General features: G+C 57.3%; 3 protein-coding genes and 1 pseudogene. All 4 read right to left on the bottom strand.

The annotated features are described in order from the left end of the window. A partial coding sequence (locus tag ACLJNW_RS19685; RefSeq protein WP_410961058.1) for an autotransporter-associated beta strand repeat-containing protein occupies positions 1 to 2,691 on the bottom strand: 2,691 nt, incomplete at its 3' end. Between the two features lie 559 nt (positions 2,692 to 3,250). Next, the gene (locus tag ACLJNW_RS19680; protein ID WP_001667815.1) at positions 3,251 to 3,364 is read right to left on the bottom strand and encodes an IS1 family transposase; all 114 of its coding nucleotides are present in this window, start codon (positions 3,362 to 3,364) and stop codon (positions 3,251 to 3,253) included. Continuing rightward, entirely contained in the window at positions 3,352 to 10,659 is a 7,308-nt protein-coding gene (gene ratB / locus ACLJNW_RS19675) for a DUF823/DUF824 repeat adhesin RatB (RefSeq protein ID WP_058663588.1), read from the bottom strand. The genes ACLJNW_RS19680 and ratB overlap by 13 nt, the downstream gene beginning before the upstream one ends. A 165-nt stretch (positions 10,660 to 10,824) precedes the next feature. Further along, positions 10,825 to 16,422, bottom strand: a pseudogene (gene ratA / locus ACLJNW_RS19670) (DUF823/DUF824 repeat adhesin RatA). Positions 16,423 to 16,462: the final 40 nt, after the last annotated feature.

The raw sequence follows: 16,462 nt of genomic DNA, 5'->3' as shown, positions 1-16,462 counted from the left end.
CTCGCCCGTACCGGTTTTGACCAGCGAACCGCTGCCGGAAAGCGTATTTTCCAGCTCGCCCTCGCCGACCTGAAGCACACCGCTGTTGGCAACAGCTCCGGTACCCAGCGAATCCGCATGGTCAGCCGTCAGCGTACCGCCGATAATGGTGGTGCCGCCGGAGTAATCGTTGCCGCCGCTTAACGTCAGCTCGCCGGTACCGGTTTTCACCAGCGAACCGCTGCCGGAAAGCGTATTTTCCAGATCGCCTTCGCCCACCTTAAGCACGCCGCTGTTATCGATATCGCCGCTGCCCAGCGAATCCGCATGGTCAGCCGTCAGCGTACCGCCGGTAATGGTGGTGCCGCCGGAGTAAGTGTTGTCGCCGCTTAGCGTCAGCTCGCCTGTGCCGGTTTTCACCAGCGAGCCGCTGCCGGAAAGCGTATTTTCCAGCTCGCCTTCGCCGACCTGAAGCACGCCGCTGTTAGCAACAGCCCCGGTACCCAGCGAATCCGCATGGTCAGCCGTCAGCGTACCGCCGGAAATAGTGGTGCCGCCGCTGTAAGTGTTATCGCCGGTCACGATCAGCTCATCGCTACCGCTTTTGACAATTTGGCCCTCGCCGGTCACGTTGTTATCCAGCGTGCCCTGGCTCAGCGCAAGCGTTGCGCTTTCTGCAATCGTCACATCGCCAGTGCCGAGCGCGGCGGCGTCTTTGGCGGCCAGAATGCCGCCGTCAATTTCAGTATCACCGTAGTCGTTGCCGGTGTTGCTGAGGATCAGCGTGCCGTCGCCTTGTTTGGTTAGCTTGCTGCCGTTCCAGTCGGAGGTCGCCGTGGTTTCGTCCAGTTCGCTGGTGACGGTAAAGGTACTGCCTGCATCAACGGTAAAAGTGCCATGCGCAGCGCGCGCAGATTTTGCGCCCGCGTACCAACTCAAGCCCGTAGACAGCTCGTAGTTGGTATTATCATTCGCATCAACGCCCGCGTTGATCGTAAGGTAATCCGGCATAGCGGAGGTGTCGGCATCCAGCGTTACGCTGTCAAAATCGGTAGTGATCGCAGTTTGCGAATCAATCAGCGTGATCGATCCAAAGTGTTCGTCGGTTTCGGGCGCGACAAAGGTGGCCGTTGAGCTAAGGTTCAGCGTCCCGTCCAGCGTGACGTTGGCGGCTTTGATAATTGGCGAGCTGTTGGCAGTATCCAGCGTCGCGTTTATCTGGCTGCCGTCCTGCAAGGTCAGGGTATTGCCCACCGTCAGCAGCGTACCTGTTGAACCGCTCGCGTTGCCCAGCGTAATATCGCCGTCGTTGGTCAGATTGCCGACGGTTGACGGGTCGGTCATGTTCCACTGGCTGGTGTCGTCGAGCGACAGCGTAGTAAACATCGCATCTACACTACCGGTTAACGTGGACCCCTGGCTTAAAGAGAGCGATGACGATGACATGTCACTCTGAGCAACGTCACCGATCAATGTCGTATTGTTGGCCTGAATTACCGCCTTGCTGCCCAGCTTGATCACTTCCGGCGCTTCAAATGTGCTGTCGGTCAGCACGATAGGAGCGTTAATCGTCGTGCCAGTGTCCACATGCAGCGCAATCGTGTCTGAATTAACCTGTGCTTTGTTGACCGTCAGCGCGTTGAGATCTTCATACCCGTCGAGTTTTCTTTTGCTGGTTATAAAGATACCGTCGCCGTCGGCGTTGATGGTGGCGCCGTCGCTCCTGGCGTCCGACGCCAGAATATACACGCCCATACCGGCAGAGGTAATGTTGCCGCCTGAAATATCCAGGGTAGTGGCGTTATTGGCCTGCACCGCCGCGCCGCTGGCATTGGTATGTGTTATGGTCGCGTTGGTGAGATTAAGAGCGGCCTTATTGGTACCCTGGATGGTGCTCATCGTACCTGCAGAGCTGACCGAGCTATCCGACAGGTTCAGGGTGGAACCCTCGTCTGTCGCGGTGTTTCCGGCAACAACGTTTATCTGGCCTTGCGCCAGGGTGATTTTGCTACCGTCCAGCACGTTCAGCGTACTGCCTTGTTGCACCTGCACGCTGCTGCCGTTAGCCGCCTGAACAGTGGTGTCGTTCAGCGTCGCTTCTGAACCCGTATACAATGTCATTACGCCGAAATTGCCGTCAATTGTTAGCGTACTGTCCGTTAACGTCAGTGTGCTGCCATCCGCTGCGGAAATACCCTGGGTGTAAATGCCCGTAGTGGTTATCTGCGCGTCGGTAAGCTCAAGGATAGCGTAATGATCCAGCGAAATGGCGTTGGAAACGTACTTACCGCCATCCGGATCATCAGCTCCGCCTCCGCTTGTTTCAATGACGAGCCCCGACCCTGTGACCTTTGTGGGCTGCCAGCCGACGGTGGCGACACCCGAGACATATAGCGCCGCGCCTTCATCGGTGCCCGAATAGCTCATCGGCGGCGTTGACGCATCCAGAACGTGGGGCTGCGCATCAGCATATGATACCTGATTATCGGCCATAGCCAGCGGGCTGAAAAATCCGAGTGCCGCAGCCACGGCGCAAGCCAGCGCCGCGCGCGTTGCTTTTATTATTTGTCCATATTCGGACTTTTGGTTTGGAGAATGGATTTCACTCGCGCATACTTGCGCTTTAACTTTGCTGTGGCCTCGCGCCAATTCTGAAGCCACGACATACATATTTCGCACGGCGCTCCAGACAATACTGTAAGTCCTGTTCAATTTTTAAATTTCCCTTTAATAACGTTCACGAAGCAAACTGGATTTTGATTGGGCTACAAATAGCCTTTAAATGCTACATTATCAATGAGTTAAATAATAAATAACAAAAATACAGCTCTATGAATGGTTGCAATCACCTGAAACAATATATTATCCAAGCCAAATTATTAACTAATTTCAAGGCTTATTTCAATGCCAGGTCAATTTCTGGTTGATTTATAATTGATATAAATAAATTCATCCATTTAATAAATATTTATGTCGTGAATAACATTTAATAACTTCATATATTAAAATAAATAAATGCGTGAAACAAAAAGGTGTGATTATCATGCGACACCTGGCGTTATTTTAAATATACTCGTCATACTTCAAGTTGCATGTGCTGCGGCTGCGTTCCCTCACCCCAGTCACTTACTTTAGTAAGCTCCCGGGGATTCGCTCGCTTGCCGCCTTCCTGCAACTCGAATTATTTAGAGTATATACGTAGCGCCAGATGCCGGGTTGCAGAAGGGAGACGGCGCTTTTACACACGCGTGGCAAACGGTGGTGACGCCAATTAGCAGAACATATACTTTTCAATGAATGCTACTTTCACTTTTTCATGAAGCTCAATTGAATGTGAAAAGCAGATTATTTTCGTGCCAGACGCATAATACGTTACTCCACGCACGTCGCATAACCCGCTGAGCCTGCCGGCTTAATGGCGCAGTTTTGACTCTTGGTATTCTCATCTACGCCGCAATACATGCCGCCGCTTGAGGTTGATTTAGATAAATAGGGATAGCCCTGCGTCGGCCAGCCTAACGAGCTAATTGAATGATACAGCGTCAACAGGTCGTTATTATCCGGTGCTTTGCTAAGGCTACCGCACTGTTTGGCAATATCCCATTTCGTGTTGTCCACCGTATGCGCCATCGCCCAGTACTCGTTATTTGCATGCACTCCGTTGGTAAATACTGGCGTTACGCCTGACAGCATCTCAGCCTGAAGCCACGGACGATGCAGCGTTTTTCCGTTGACGGATGTCGTATCCGACATATTTCCCCAGAACAACGCTTTATCCGTATCCGGGCTGGTAAGTACCATAAAAATCACATCCAGCGATGCGTGAAGAGTCGTATTGTCCGTCACTTTCACCGTGAGTGGCGTTTTCAACCCCAGGCTTTTATCCTGATTAAGCGTAAACGTTGCCGTACCGTCGCTGCCGGTAGTGCCGGTAAAGACAATCCCGGTGGTGGTCATACTTTGGCTGGCGCTTGCGGGAGTCAGCTCTTTAAGCATGAGATCGTCTGCTCCGGCATCCGCTGCCACGTCGCCATCCGTTATCACCATACCTGCCCGATTTTTCGAATCGCCACGTGACAACGTAAAACCGACGTTGGCGACCGGGTTACCGCTGCTATCTTTTACCGTCACCGTTAACGGCATCGCACTTCCCTTCGCCACTACCGCCGCATTTTTCGCGCTGTCCATCGCCGTCGAGGTCAGCGTAATACTGGCAGGAGTAGAAGTACGCGGCTCGACCAGACACACCTGAGCGCCGGTGGCAGTCGATGAACTGGCGGTGCCCTTACCGCCGCTATTCAGGTTTATAAATTGGTAATATCCGGTATTCGGCGCACGATCCGCCGCCCACCAGGATTTGTTCCCCGCCACCGGCCAGCCGTAATTTGTACCGATTGCGCCGTTAGGATTGTCGCTATACAACGTTTGCAGATCGCCCGACAACGGCTGGTATTCCGCATCACAGCCGGTTGCGCCCGCTTTTTCAGTGTTCGCTGCGGTGACTAAGGGCCATGTTTCATTGTTAACCAGGTAAGTACCGCTATTCGACGTCATCTCCGCCGCCAGCAGCGGACGCCGGAACTTCACGCCCGCGCTGTTGGTCACGGTTTCCGGCATGTGTCCCCAGTATTTGGCTTTATCGCTGTCCGGGCTGGTAATGACGGTGAAAATGACGTCCATATCGCTAACTGTCAGCGGATCGTCGACAAGCATCGCCTGTAGCGGTGTTCTCAGGCCACGGGAATCATCCTGCGTCACTTCGAGTTGCGCTTTACCATCCTCATCCGTAATGCCATACCAATAACTTGTGCACGAAGATACCGTGCAGTTAAACGTCATTGAGCCCGTAGACGGCGCAACCGATGTGAGTACCATGCCTCCGCCGGAACTGCCATCAACGACACCCGCCCGGTCTATCGAAAGCGTTCGTCCCAAACGGATAGCGGTATTGGGCTGCGGCGTGCCGGAACCATCCCTCACAGTGACGGTCAACGGCAGGCTCTCGCCCTTCTTCGCCACTGGAGCGCCTTTATCCGCATCCATGTCGCTGGAGGTGAGTTCTATCGACAAGTCCCGGCGCTTTGCCAGACAAAGCTGCGCCGTGGCGGTATTGGCTTTGGTTGTCAGCGTATTATTATCGCTGAGTCTGACATACTGAAACTGACTGTCTGAGTGCGTGGCATCTGGTACTGAGTTACCCGCCCCCCAATATTTTCCTGATGCCACCGGTAGGCCAAGCGTTGTCGTGAGTGCTCCATTGGGATAATCGGTATATAGCGTCTGTAAATCATTTACCGTCGGCAACCCCAGCCGATCGCACGGGCTGGCGGTGTCCTGATACATATTCGGATAACGGCTCCAGGTATACCAGGTCTCGTTATTTTCCGTATAACCCGACGTGTCCGCCGTTGAAGAAAGTTCAGCGCGCAGCAGCGGTCGCTTAAATTCAACCCCCTTACTGTTGGTAAAGGTTTCCGGCATATGGCCCCAGTATTTGGCCTTATCGCTGTCCGGGCTGGTCACTACGGTAAAGATTGCGTCTTTGCTGTCTGTCAGGTTGCTGCCGTCCATCGTGGCGGCGCTGATAGTGGTTTTTAAACCGGCGGTACTATCCTGCGCAAGGGTAAATGTCACCTGTCCCTGGGCATCAGTTTGCGCATACAGATATTTCGCCGAGGTATCCAGCAGGTATGTCGCCAGGCCGGACGGCATCACATTACGCAGCGTAATATCGTCTGTGACGCTTGAGGACGATGTGGCGCTGTTGGCGCGATTGTACGAAGATCCGCGGCTGATTTTCACCATCACGTTTTTCATCGGCTGACCTGCGGCGTCTTTCACGTCGATGGTGGCGGCCATCTGCTCGCCCTTCTTCGCCTTTGCGCTTCCGGTGGTTTCATCCTGGCCTGCCAGCGTCAGCGTCAGGCTGGCGGCGGCGCTGCGCGGCGAGGCAAGACAGGTCTGCATGTAGTACATCGAGGTGCTGGTCGTCGTTTTGACATCATTGCCGTCGTTAAACAGGTTGACCGCCGCATAGAGCGACTTCGTGCCGTCTGACGATATCACGTAATCCCCCGCCCACCAGTAGCGGCTGACGTTGTTGTTGCCTGAACTGGTCATCGGCCAGCCGTTACGGCTGCGCATGGCGTTATCCGGGTATGTCCCGTACAGCGTCTGGAGGTTGGCTACGGTCGGTAGCGTGTCGCGCCCACAGCCGCCACCGGTGCCGTTCCAGGCTTTATCGACGGTTATCATGCCCCAGGTTTCGCCTTTGTCGTAGTAGCCGTTGGCGATGGTCAGCGTTTTGCCGGGCGTAGCGCTAAACTCGCTGGCCAGCAGCGGACGCCTGTACGCCACGCCGCTGCTGTCGGTCAGCGTTTCCGCCATATGGCCCCAGTAGTTGGCCTTCGGCGTGTCCGGACTGGTGACCACGGTAAAGATGACCGGCAGCGGCGCGCTCGTTACGCCGTTGTGTTCTATCGCCGCCGTCAGCGGCGTTTTAAAGCCCGCGCCGCTGTCCTGGCTGATATTCAGCGTCAGTGTGCCGTCGGCGCCCGTGGCGGTGTAATAGTTAGCGCCGCTGCTACGCCCGTCGCTGTGGTTTATCTGTATATCCGCCGCCGCCGAGCTATTCACCTCCTGATTCGCGCGCCCGACGCTGTCGCCGCGCGTAAAGATAACCGGCGTGTCGGCGGCCGGGTTGCCCTGGGCATCCCGCGTGGTGATGATGACCGGGATGGTCTCGCCGACTTTCGCTTTGGCGAATCCGTCGCTGTCGTTATACACAGGCGAAGTGAGCGTTATCTGCGTCGCCGCCGGATGGGCGTTTTGCAGGCAGACAAAATAGAGTTGTTCATTCCACAATAGCGAACCGACGCCGCCGTCGCGCAGATTAATCGACTTAACGTAGCGGTTTTGCGTACTCCGGCTCAAATCGGCGGTGCTGTCCTGGTAGTTTTTACCGTCCAGCGGCCAGCCCTGCTGCGTATTCATGGCGCCGCCGGGCCTGGCGTCGTACAGCGATTGCATATCGGCAAGGGTCGGCACGTATCCCGCGCCGCAGGCGTCGTTCGCCATTTCAAAATCGACGATTCCCCACGCTTCGTTGTTTTCCGTATTGTCGCCGTGGGTAACGCCGCTGGCGATTTCAGCCGATAACAGCGGGCGCTTAAACACCTCGCCGTTGGCCGCCGTCGTCGTTTCCGGCATATGGCCCCACATTTTGGCTTTGTCGCTGTCCGGGCTGGTGACCACGGTAAAAATAGTATCGATGCTGGCCGTCGCGCTGGCGTTATTGTACAGCGCCGCCGTAATCGCGACTTTCGTCCCGTGGGCATCCGGGCGGGTGACGTTGATGATTTTGCTGCCGTTTTCACCGGTCATACCGCCGATTTGGGTGGCGCTGTCGTTGAGCGAATCGCCGTCAATCACCACCGCCGAGACGATGCCGTCGCCGCTACCGGCGATATGTTTCTCCCCCTGGCGGGTATAGCCGTCGCCGCGGCTTAACACGAACGGCGCTTGCGGCAGCGGATTGCCGCTGGCGTCTTTTACCGTCACTTTAAGCTGGAGCGTATCGCCCTTTTTCACCTTCACCGCGTGTTCGCTGTTTGCGTTATACCACAATGCCGCATCCACCGGCTCAATGGTGATAGACGCCGCCGTCGGATTTTTGCTGACCAGACAGCTCACGTAGTCCGACGCATCGCCGGAAGCGGTATAGCCGCCCGCAGCCAGTGATACCGCCTGCCATGTAGCGGCGCTGGCGAAGGTGGAAGACCAGTAGTCATACGTCGTCGGCCAGCCGGATACGGTGTGGATTTTATTGCCGTCGCTGGAGGCATACAGTGCGGCAAGCTGATCGGCGCGCGGCAGATGGCCGGCCTCGCAGCCCCCGGCGTTGGGGTTATTCAGCGCGTCGGCGTGGCTGACACGCGCCCAGGTTTCGTTATCCTGCTCCTGGGTACGGGTGGCGGCAGTCGCTTCCGCCGCCAGCTTTGGCCGCTGGAATTCCATACCACCCACGGTGAGCGTGTCCGCCATATGGCCCCACATCTGCGCCTCCGGCGTATCGGGGCTGGTGGGAACGGTAAATTTCACGCTGCGGTTGATGGGCGTGGTAATCAGTGAGTTGACCGGCAGGACGCTCAGCGGCGTCAGCAAGCCCACGCCCTGCGGCTGTTCAATCACCAGCGTGGCGTTGCCCTCGGCATCGGTCATGCCCTGGTACGTCATCGACGCCCGGGAAGAGCCGAAAGGCGTTCCGCCCATCACCAGCGTTCCGTCGCTGGGATCGGTAAAGCCCGTGGTGGCGTTGTCGCGATTTTTGCCGTGCGACATGGTGACGGTAAAGCTGGCGTTGGGCACACTTAACCCGTTCAGCGCATTAACGGAATGGACGTTCATCGTGATTTGTTCGCCGACTTTGGCTACCGCATTACGTAACGACTCATCGCCATTAAAGTAAACGTCCAGACTGGTCACCAACTCATTGCCGGAGCAGGAGAGATAGTTCGGTTCGGCGCCGCTGAACATGCTGTCCGCGCCGGTCGCCAGGTTGACGTGCGCGGTGGTGGAACCATCAGTATCCGCCGCGATATATCTGTGTTTCTGCGTCGGCCAGCCGTAGGTCGTTTCCATCGCGTTACCGGAATGGGCCTGATACAGCGTATCCAATAGCAGTTGCCCCGGCACCTGGCCGGTACCGCACTGGTTCGTCGCCGCCGTTACCGAGTTAAACGTCGCCCAGTATTCGTTATTCTCAAATTCGGAACCGGTATCCTGCGCGGCCTCTTCTGCCAGCAGCGGGCGTTTGTAGATATTGCCCGCTTCCACCACGCCCTGCATATGGCCCCACATGCGCGCCTGCGCCACGTCCGGGCTGGTGACGACGGTAAAAATCACGTTCTGCGTCGCTTCCGTGCCGTCGAACAGCACCACGCGCACCGGGGTTAATACGCCCGCACCCTTATCCTGAGTCAACACCAGCGAGAACTGACCGTTGGCGTCGGTGACGCCATGATAGTGGCCGTCGCTGCCTGCCAGATTGGTGATAATTACCGGATCATCCGTCCACTGATGCCCGCTATCAATATCGGCGTTCTTTTGATTCTGGCGATTTTGCTCGTCGCCCAGGTAGACGTTAAAGTAGCGATAAGGCAGCGGTTTATTGGTGGCGCTGTCGGTGACGGTGATCTTCATGTTGATCTCTTCGCCCACCTTCACTTTCGCCGCGTTGACCGTTGAATCAAAATTATCGGCGCTAATCACTAATTTCGGCGTGACCGCAGGCGGGGCTTTATCCACGCAGCTAACCAGCGATTGCGTGGCGTCCGGCATCTGCGTGAGGCTGCGGCTGCGCATATCAATGCTGATATGGTCAGTGGCAGTCGATCCCTGGGAGGAGGACCAGTACTCTTCATCACCGGATGTCAGCCCTACCGGCCAGCCGAGGGTGGTGGCCAGATCGCCGCGCGCAATTTTTAACCCTTCCAGTTGGCGCGCATCCGGCAGAATATCGCAGTGCGCGTCGGCGTGGCCCCAGTTGAACTGCGCCCAGGTTTCATTGTTGATGCTGGCGGTGCGGTCTTCACCGTCGGTTTCCGCCGCCAGTTTGGGGCGGTAAAAGGTGTAGCTTGCGCCGTCCACCGTGGCGGTGGACGTCTCTGCCATATGACCGTACATGTTGGCGCTGCTGCTGTCCGGGCTGGTGAGGGTGGTAAAAATCACGTCCACGCTGGCTTTCAGCGCTGGCGCGCTCGACGGGTGCGCTATCAGCGGCGTTTTAACGCCCGGGCCGTTCGCCTGGGTGACGACCACGGTCGCCACGCCCTCGGCGTTGGTCGTACCGTGATATTCCGTGGCGGTGGTGGTCAGTTCGGTGTTGCCGACGCGCACCGGCGCGGCATTGTTTACCACGCCCTGGCGGTTTTGCGCGTCGCCGCGGGTAATTACGAAATCAACGTTGCCCTCCGGTTCGCCGCCGCAGTCTTTGGTCGTTACCGTCAGCATGATGCTTTCGCCCGCTTTGACCTTCGCGGCGTTGAGCGACTCATCCAGATGATCGGCGGCGAGCGTTACCGGGTCGCCCACGGCGGGCGCGATATCCACGGCAAACTTTTGATCAAGCACTTCGACCGCCGTGTTATAAGGCACGCCGGTGCGGGTAAGCAACCACAGCGGCGGTATGGCGGTTGAGGTATCCAGTTGCGACCAGACCACCAGATGGCGGCCCGCCAGATTCTGCGCGCAGAAACTTATATTGCTGACGGGTTGTGGATCAAGCGGCGTGTCCGGCGTGGCGGCGTCGGCCCACACCAGCGTGACGGTGGGCGCGCGTTCAGCCTGCCAGACCAGCGGCGGCACGGCGAAGATATCGCCTTCGGTGTCGTGCGGATTGGTTAAGGTCAGCGCGCTGCCAGCATCACTGGTGCTGAACTGGCTGGGCTTCGCGGAGTAGTCAACAGGATTCGCCGCATCAGAGCGCAACTGCACGCTGCCCTGATATACCGGGATCGTTACACTGTCGGCCTGAGGCGGAGTGCCATTAATAGCCGCAGTTTGCTCAGTGAGTTCCTGCCATGCGCCGCTGCTTCGCACGGCCTGCGCGAAGAAAGGCGTTAAACTGAGGGCGCATAGCAGCAGCCAGGGTAAAAAACCGACACACTTTTTCGATTTCACTGACGTACCTGAGAAAAGTCCATTTCGTTGCAGTTCATTCCATGAATACAAAAACGTAAAAATACATCGCTACCGGAACAGCGCCAGCTACAAGGGATACTCAGGTTGGGCGCCGCAAAGCGTCACCCAACATTCAAACCCGCTCCCGGCCCCATTCCCCATTCACTACGGCACCCGGCACGAGCCTAAGCCCGAGGTCGTCGCTTTTTCACGAGTACAGGTTGTCTGGCCGGTCGTTTCGTTAAATGAACAGTAGTACTTATTGCTTTGACCTTCATCTTGCGACACATAGTCCCAGGATGATGTCGTCGGCCATTGCAACGTGCCGATAACGCTCTGCAACGCTTTCAGATCGTCCAGCGAGGCTATATTTTCCTGCGATCCGCAAAGATGCGTCAACGACGTTTCCACGTGTTCGGACTGATAATAATAGTTCGTCCCCCAGAATTCATTATTAAACGGCCAGGTATCCCGGGGCGCGGCAGAGAGCTCGGCTTTCAGGTACGGGCGGCGCAGCGTAACGCCGTTCACCTGCACGGTATCCGGCATATGACCCCAGTAGGACGCATACGGCGTGTCCGGGCTGGTTTGTACCGTAAAGATTGCATCCACGCTCGCCGCCTCATCAAATTGATTCGCAAGCGCCGCCGTGACAGACGTTTTTAACCCCAGCGATTTATCCTGAGTTAACGTAAACCGCAACTTACCGTCATCGCCGGTGAAGCCAGACCATTTTGTGCTGAGGCCATTCTGGTTATTAAACGCCACTGCCGTACCCGCAGGTGCAACCGGCGTCAGCATCATATTCGCAGGCGAAGTTGTAAACGGAACCGGCTCGCCAATCACGCCTAGTTCAATGTATTGCTTATCCACCTCACCGCGCGAATAAGAGTATTCACGCGTCAACAGTACGGCCACCCCGGCCTGCGGCTGCCCGGCGTCGTTAGTCACCGTTACCGTCATCGGTATCGTTTCGCCTTTTTTCGCCATGGCCGCTGATTTATCGGCGTTCCATGCGTCGGAAGAGAGCGCGATATTCAGCCCGCTGCGCGATGTTGTCAGGCAGAGTTGTAAGTAGTAGTTACCCGGGTTTTCCGACATGCTGTAGTTTTTCCCCGTCTTGAGATCTTTATACTGCCAGTAAAGGGTTGAGCCTTTCAGCAGGCTATCCCCCGCCCACCACCGCTTCCCGACGGGCAATCCAATATCGGTCGCCACCTTGCCGCTTGGGTGATCGTTGTACAGCGCAGTGAAATCATCTATCGCAGCCATCTGGTTCATCGGACACCCGCCGTAATTGCCGGTATTAAAACTATTCACCATGATCCAGTTTTCATTGGTTTCGAAATAGGTATCCGTGTGCGCCTCCGATGAGGGCTCGCCTGCCACCAGCGGGCGCTTAAACTCCGCACCGTTGCTGGCGGTGAAGGTCTCCGGCATATGGCCGTACATGTTGGCCTTGTCGCTGTCCGGGCTGGTGAGGACGGTGAACACCACCGGCAGCGATGAGGTCGCCGTCGGCGTATCGTTCAGATTCGCGGTCAGCTGGTTTTTCAACCCTATGCCGCCGGGTTCGGCAAGCGTCAGGGCCAGCGTACCATCCGCGCCGGTGGCGCCGGTCAGAACCGATGTGGCATAGTAAAACTGTTGCTGCGCACCGGTGAGCGGCGTCACCGTCATGTTGGTGCCGTTAGTGGCTACAAATTTATTATAGTCAGGGTTGCGCGCCTTCCCGGCGTCGCGTTTAAGCGAAAAAGTCGCATAAGGCACCGGGTTGCCCATCGCATCGGTAGTGGTGATGAGTAGCGGGATCGACTCGCTGTTTTTCGCCTTTACCGCCTGAATAGCGTCATCCATCGCCTGCGGGGAGGTGAGGGTAATCTGCGTGGCCTGCGGCAGCGGCGTCGTGGCGCAAATTTGATACTGCCAGGCAGTGCTGGTCGCGCTGTTTTCTGACCGACGCGAACCATCAGCCAGATCGACTGCGTAATAGAAGTCAAGTTTTGCTCCGCTGGAAAATGACGTCGAGTTCGATCCGCTCCAGTAAGAATAGTAGACCGGCCAGCCCTGGGCGGTATTTATCGTTCGGCTCGGGTATTTGCTGTAGAGCGAATCCAGCGCCTCAACGGCAGGGTAATAGCCCGCCGCGCAACGGGCCGGATTGGCCCCTTCACTGGCTGGCCCATGAAAAACCGCCCAGGTTTCGTTGGTTTCTTGCTTAGACGCAGTATTGTCCGTACTGGACAGCTCAGCGTACAGCAGCGGGCGCTGGTACACCGCGCCATCCGCCGCCGTCAGCGATGGCGCCATATGCCCCCACATGCGGGCAACGCTGACATCCGGGCTGGTGACGACGGTAAAGATAGTGTCGATGCTGGCACTCACGGCGGCATTTTCATACAGCGTCGCGTTAATCGCGGTGCGGGTGCCGTGGGTGTCCGGGCGGGTGACGCTGATGATACGGGTGCCGTCAGTGCCGGTCTGCGACCCCATTTTGGTGGTGGTCCATGCCAGCGATTCGCCGTCGATCACCACGGGCGTCACGATGCCTTGCAGATCGTCACCGTCCTGAGCGGTATACTTTTCGCCCCGGCGATCGTAACCGTCGCCGCGGGTGAGCACAAACGGCGCTTCCGGGATCGGGTTGCCGCTGGCGTCCTTCACCGTCACCTTGAGCTGCATCGTCTCGCCCTTTTTCACTTTGACCGCGTGGACGTCGCTGCCGTCGTACCACTGCGACGGATTGACCGGTTCAATGGTGATGGACGCCGCCACCGGGTTATCGCTGGCCAGGCAGCTGGCGTAAATCGAGACGTTGCTGTTGGCAAATTCACTGCCGTTCGTCAGCGCGATCAGTTTCTAGGTGGTGGCGCTCTGGTAGGTGGACGACCAGTAGTTAAGATAGGTCGGCCAGCCCTGAATGCTGTGAATCTTGCCGCCGCTGTTGGCGTTATACAGCGCCTCAAGCTGGTCGATGCGCGGCAGGCGGTTCGCCGCGCAGCCGCCCGCATCCGGGTTGCCCACCGCGTCGCTATGGGCCACGCGCGCCCAGGTCTCATTGCTCTCGTCCTGGGTACGCAGCGGGTTGCTCACTTCACCCGCCAGTTTGGGCCGCTCAAAAGTCCAGTCGCCCACGGTAATCGTGTCGGCCATATGGCCCCACATTTTGGCCGCTGGCGTATCCGGGCTGGTGGCGACGGTAAACTTCACGCTGCGGGAAACCGGCGTGCTGATTAATGAATCGACGGGCGCAATATTTAACGGCGTCAGCAGCCCCACGCCCTTTTTCTGGGTGAGGATAATGGTCGCATCGCCGTTAGCGTCGGTGATCCCGTGATAAACCTGCCCGGCAACGTAGCCCACGTCGTCAAACTGCATCTCGCCGTTGCTGGTATCGGTAAAGCCGGTCGTCAGCCCGTCACGCCGCCTGCCGTTCGCCATGGTGATGGTGAAGTCGGTATTGCCGATCGCTATGCCGTTAAGGGCGTTGCGCGAATGGATGTTCATCTTAACCTGTTCACCCACTTTGGCGTCGGCGTTTTTGATCACCGGGTCGTCGTTGAAGTAGACGTCCAGCACCGCCACCATTTCATTGGCCGAGCAGGTCAGGTAGTTGGGCGTATCGGTAAATTTGCCGCTATCGCCGTTTTCGAGGTTGACGTGTACCGTCCCGGAGGCGTCGCTGTCGGCGGCGATGAAATAATCTTCAGTCGGCCAGCCGTGCTCGCTTTCCATCTGTCCGCCCGCATGTTCGCTGTACAAATGCGCCAGCGACGACTGATCCGGCACCTGGCCGACACCGCACTGCGCGGTGGCCGACGCCACGGAGTTAAACGTCGCCCACTCTTCGTTATTTTCGCTGAATTGGCCGTCTTTATGGCTGGCCTCCACCGCCAGCAGCGGACGTTTGTACAGGTTGCCCGCGTCCACCACGCCGCGCATATGGCCCCACATGTTGGCGCCGTCCACGTCCGGGCTGGTGACCACGGTGAAAATTACGCTAAAGGACAGCTCGACGTTGCCGCCTTCGTCGTCCGGCATCACGATGCGGATGGGCGTTTCGACGCCCAGGCCGCTGTTATGTTTTAACGTCAGGTGCGCCTGGCCGTTGACGTCAGTCACGCCGGTATAGTGCTCCGGCGACGAGGCGCTCATACCTTCGGAATCAACGGTGACCCGCAGGTTATCCCATGCGTCCTGATGTTCCCCTTTGCGGTTTTTCGCCGGGTCGATAAACAGCTCCATGTAGCGGTAAGGCAGCGGTTTTTGCGTGTCCCGGTCAACTACGGTCATCGTCAGATCAATCGACTCCCCCACCTGCGCTTTATACGGTCCTTGTGGGGAGAGAGTAATCTGCGGGTGCGCCGCAGGCTGGGCTTTATCCACACAACTGACCAGCAGCGTGTCGCTGTCGGCGGCCCTGACGACCGATGCGCTGTTCATATGTACGGCAGCGTGGTAGCCGCTCATCTGATCTTTGGTCGACGACCAGTATTCGGCATCGTCCGTCGCCGGCCAGCCGGTGTACGTTGCCAGCGTGCTGTGCTCATGTCGCATCTGCACCAGTTGTTCGGCGTCCGGCAGAATATTGCAATGGTTATCGGCGCCGTTCCAGTCGAACAGCGCCCAGGTTTCGTTGGTATCGACGACGCTTTTGTCAGCGCCGCTCGCTTCCGCCGCCAGCTTCGGGCGGGTGAAGGTGTAGGTTATACCGTTCAGCGTCGCGGTAGCGCTCTCTATCATGTGGCCGTACATACTGGCCTTATCGCTGTCTGGACTGGTGATGGTGGTGAAAATGACGTCGACATTGTCGGTCAGCGTGGGATAGTTTTGCGAAGAGACGATAAGTCGCGTTTTTACCCCCGGACCGTTCTCTTGCGTTACCACCACCGTGGCGTTGCCCTGCCCGTCCGTTACACCATGATATTCTGTTTGCGCAGTCGTTAACTCGGTATTGCCAACGCGCACCGGGTTAGCGTTATTGACCACACCCTGGCGATTTATTGCATCCTCGCGACGGATCACAAACGGCGCATTGATCGCAGGTTCGCCATCACACGCTTTGGTGGTGACAGTAAGAGTAATACTTTCTCCGACCTTAACTTTCGATGCTTCAAAACTGGCATCGACATGATCGCCGCTCACAGAAACAGGGTCGCTCACCGCTGGTTTGATATTCAGCGCCACTTTCGGGCTTAACAGCGGAATGGTCGCATAATTCGGCACCCCGGTACGCGTAAAGAGCCACAGCGCGGGAACGTTGGTTTCATCTTCCACCTGCGCCCAGGCCACCAGCTGTCGCCCGGCGAGGTTTTGGGCGCAAAAGGTCAGGTTCGGAACCGGCTGCGGCGAGAGCGGCGTATCGGGCGTGGCGGCATCGGCCCATACCAGACCCATGGCGGGCGGCTGGCGGTTTTCCCAGGCGATGGTGGGCGGATCGCTAAAGAGATCGCCTTCGGTATCGGTGGAATTGACCGCCCGCATCGAGGTTGAGGTAGCATCCGCGCTAAAATCGCGCGGCATGGCGCTGAATTCAATATCGTGGGTTTTGCTCGAGTCAAGCAGCGTACTTCCCTGGTAAAGGGGGATAATAGCGCCGTCGGCCAGCGGCGCGGTGCCGTTAACCGCACCGGTGACTGAGTTCAGCTCTTGCCAGGTTCCGCCCTTCAATAGCGCCTGCGCAGGTGCGATCGACACTGCAAACATGATCAGTAATGTCAGTAAGAAATGTACAACTTTATTCACTTGCCGATTCCTGTCCATGAGCGATAGCCACCCGTTTTCATTCTCTGTCGTAATTCAA

This window comes from Salmonella sp. SAL4457 (assembly GCF_046548235.1).
GTDB lineage: Bacteria > Pseudomonadota > Gammaproteobacteria > Enterobacterales > Enterobacteriaceae > Salmonella > Salmonella enterica.
The sequence above is the reverse complement of the archived record's forward strand: the minus strand, read 5'-3'. Positions and strand labels throughout refer to the sequence as shown.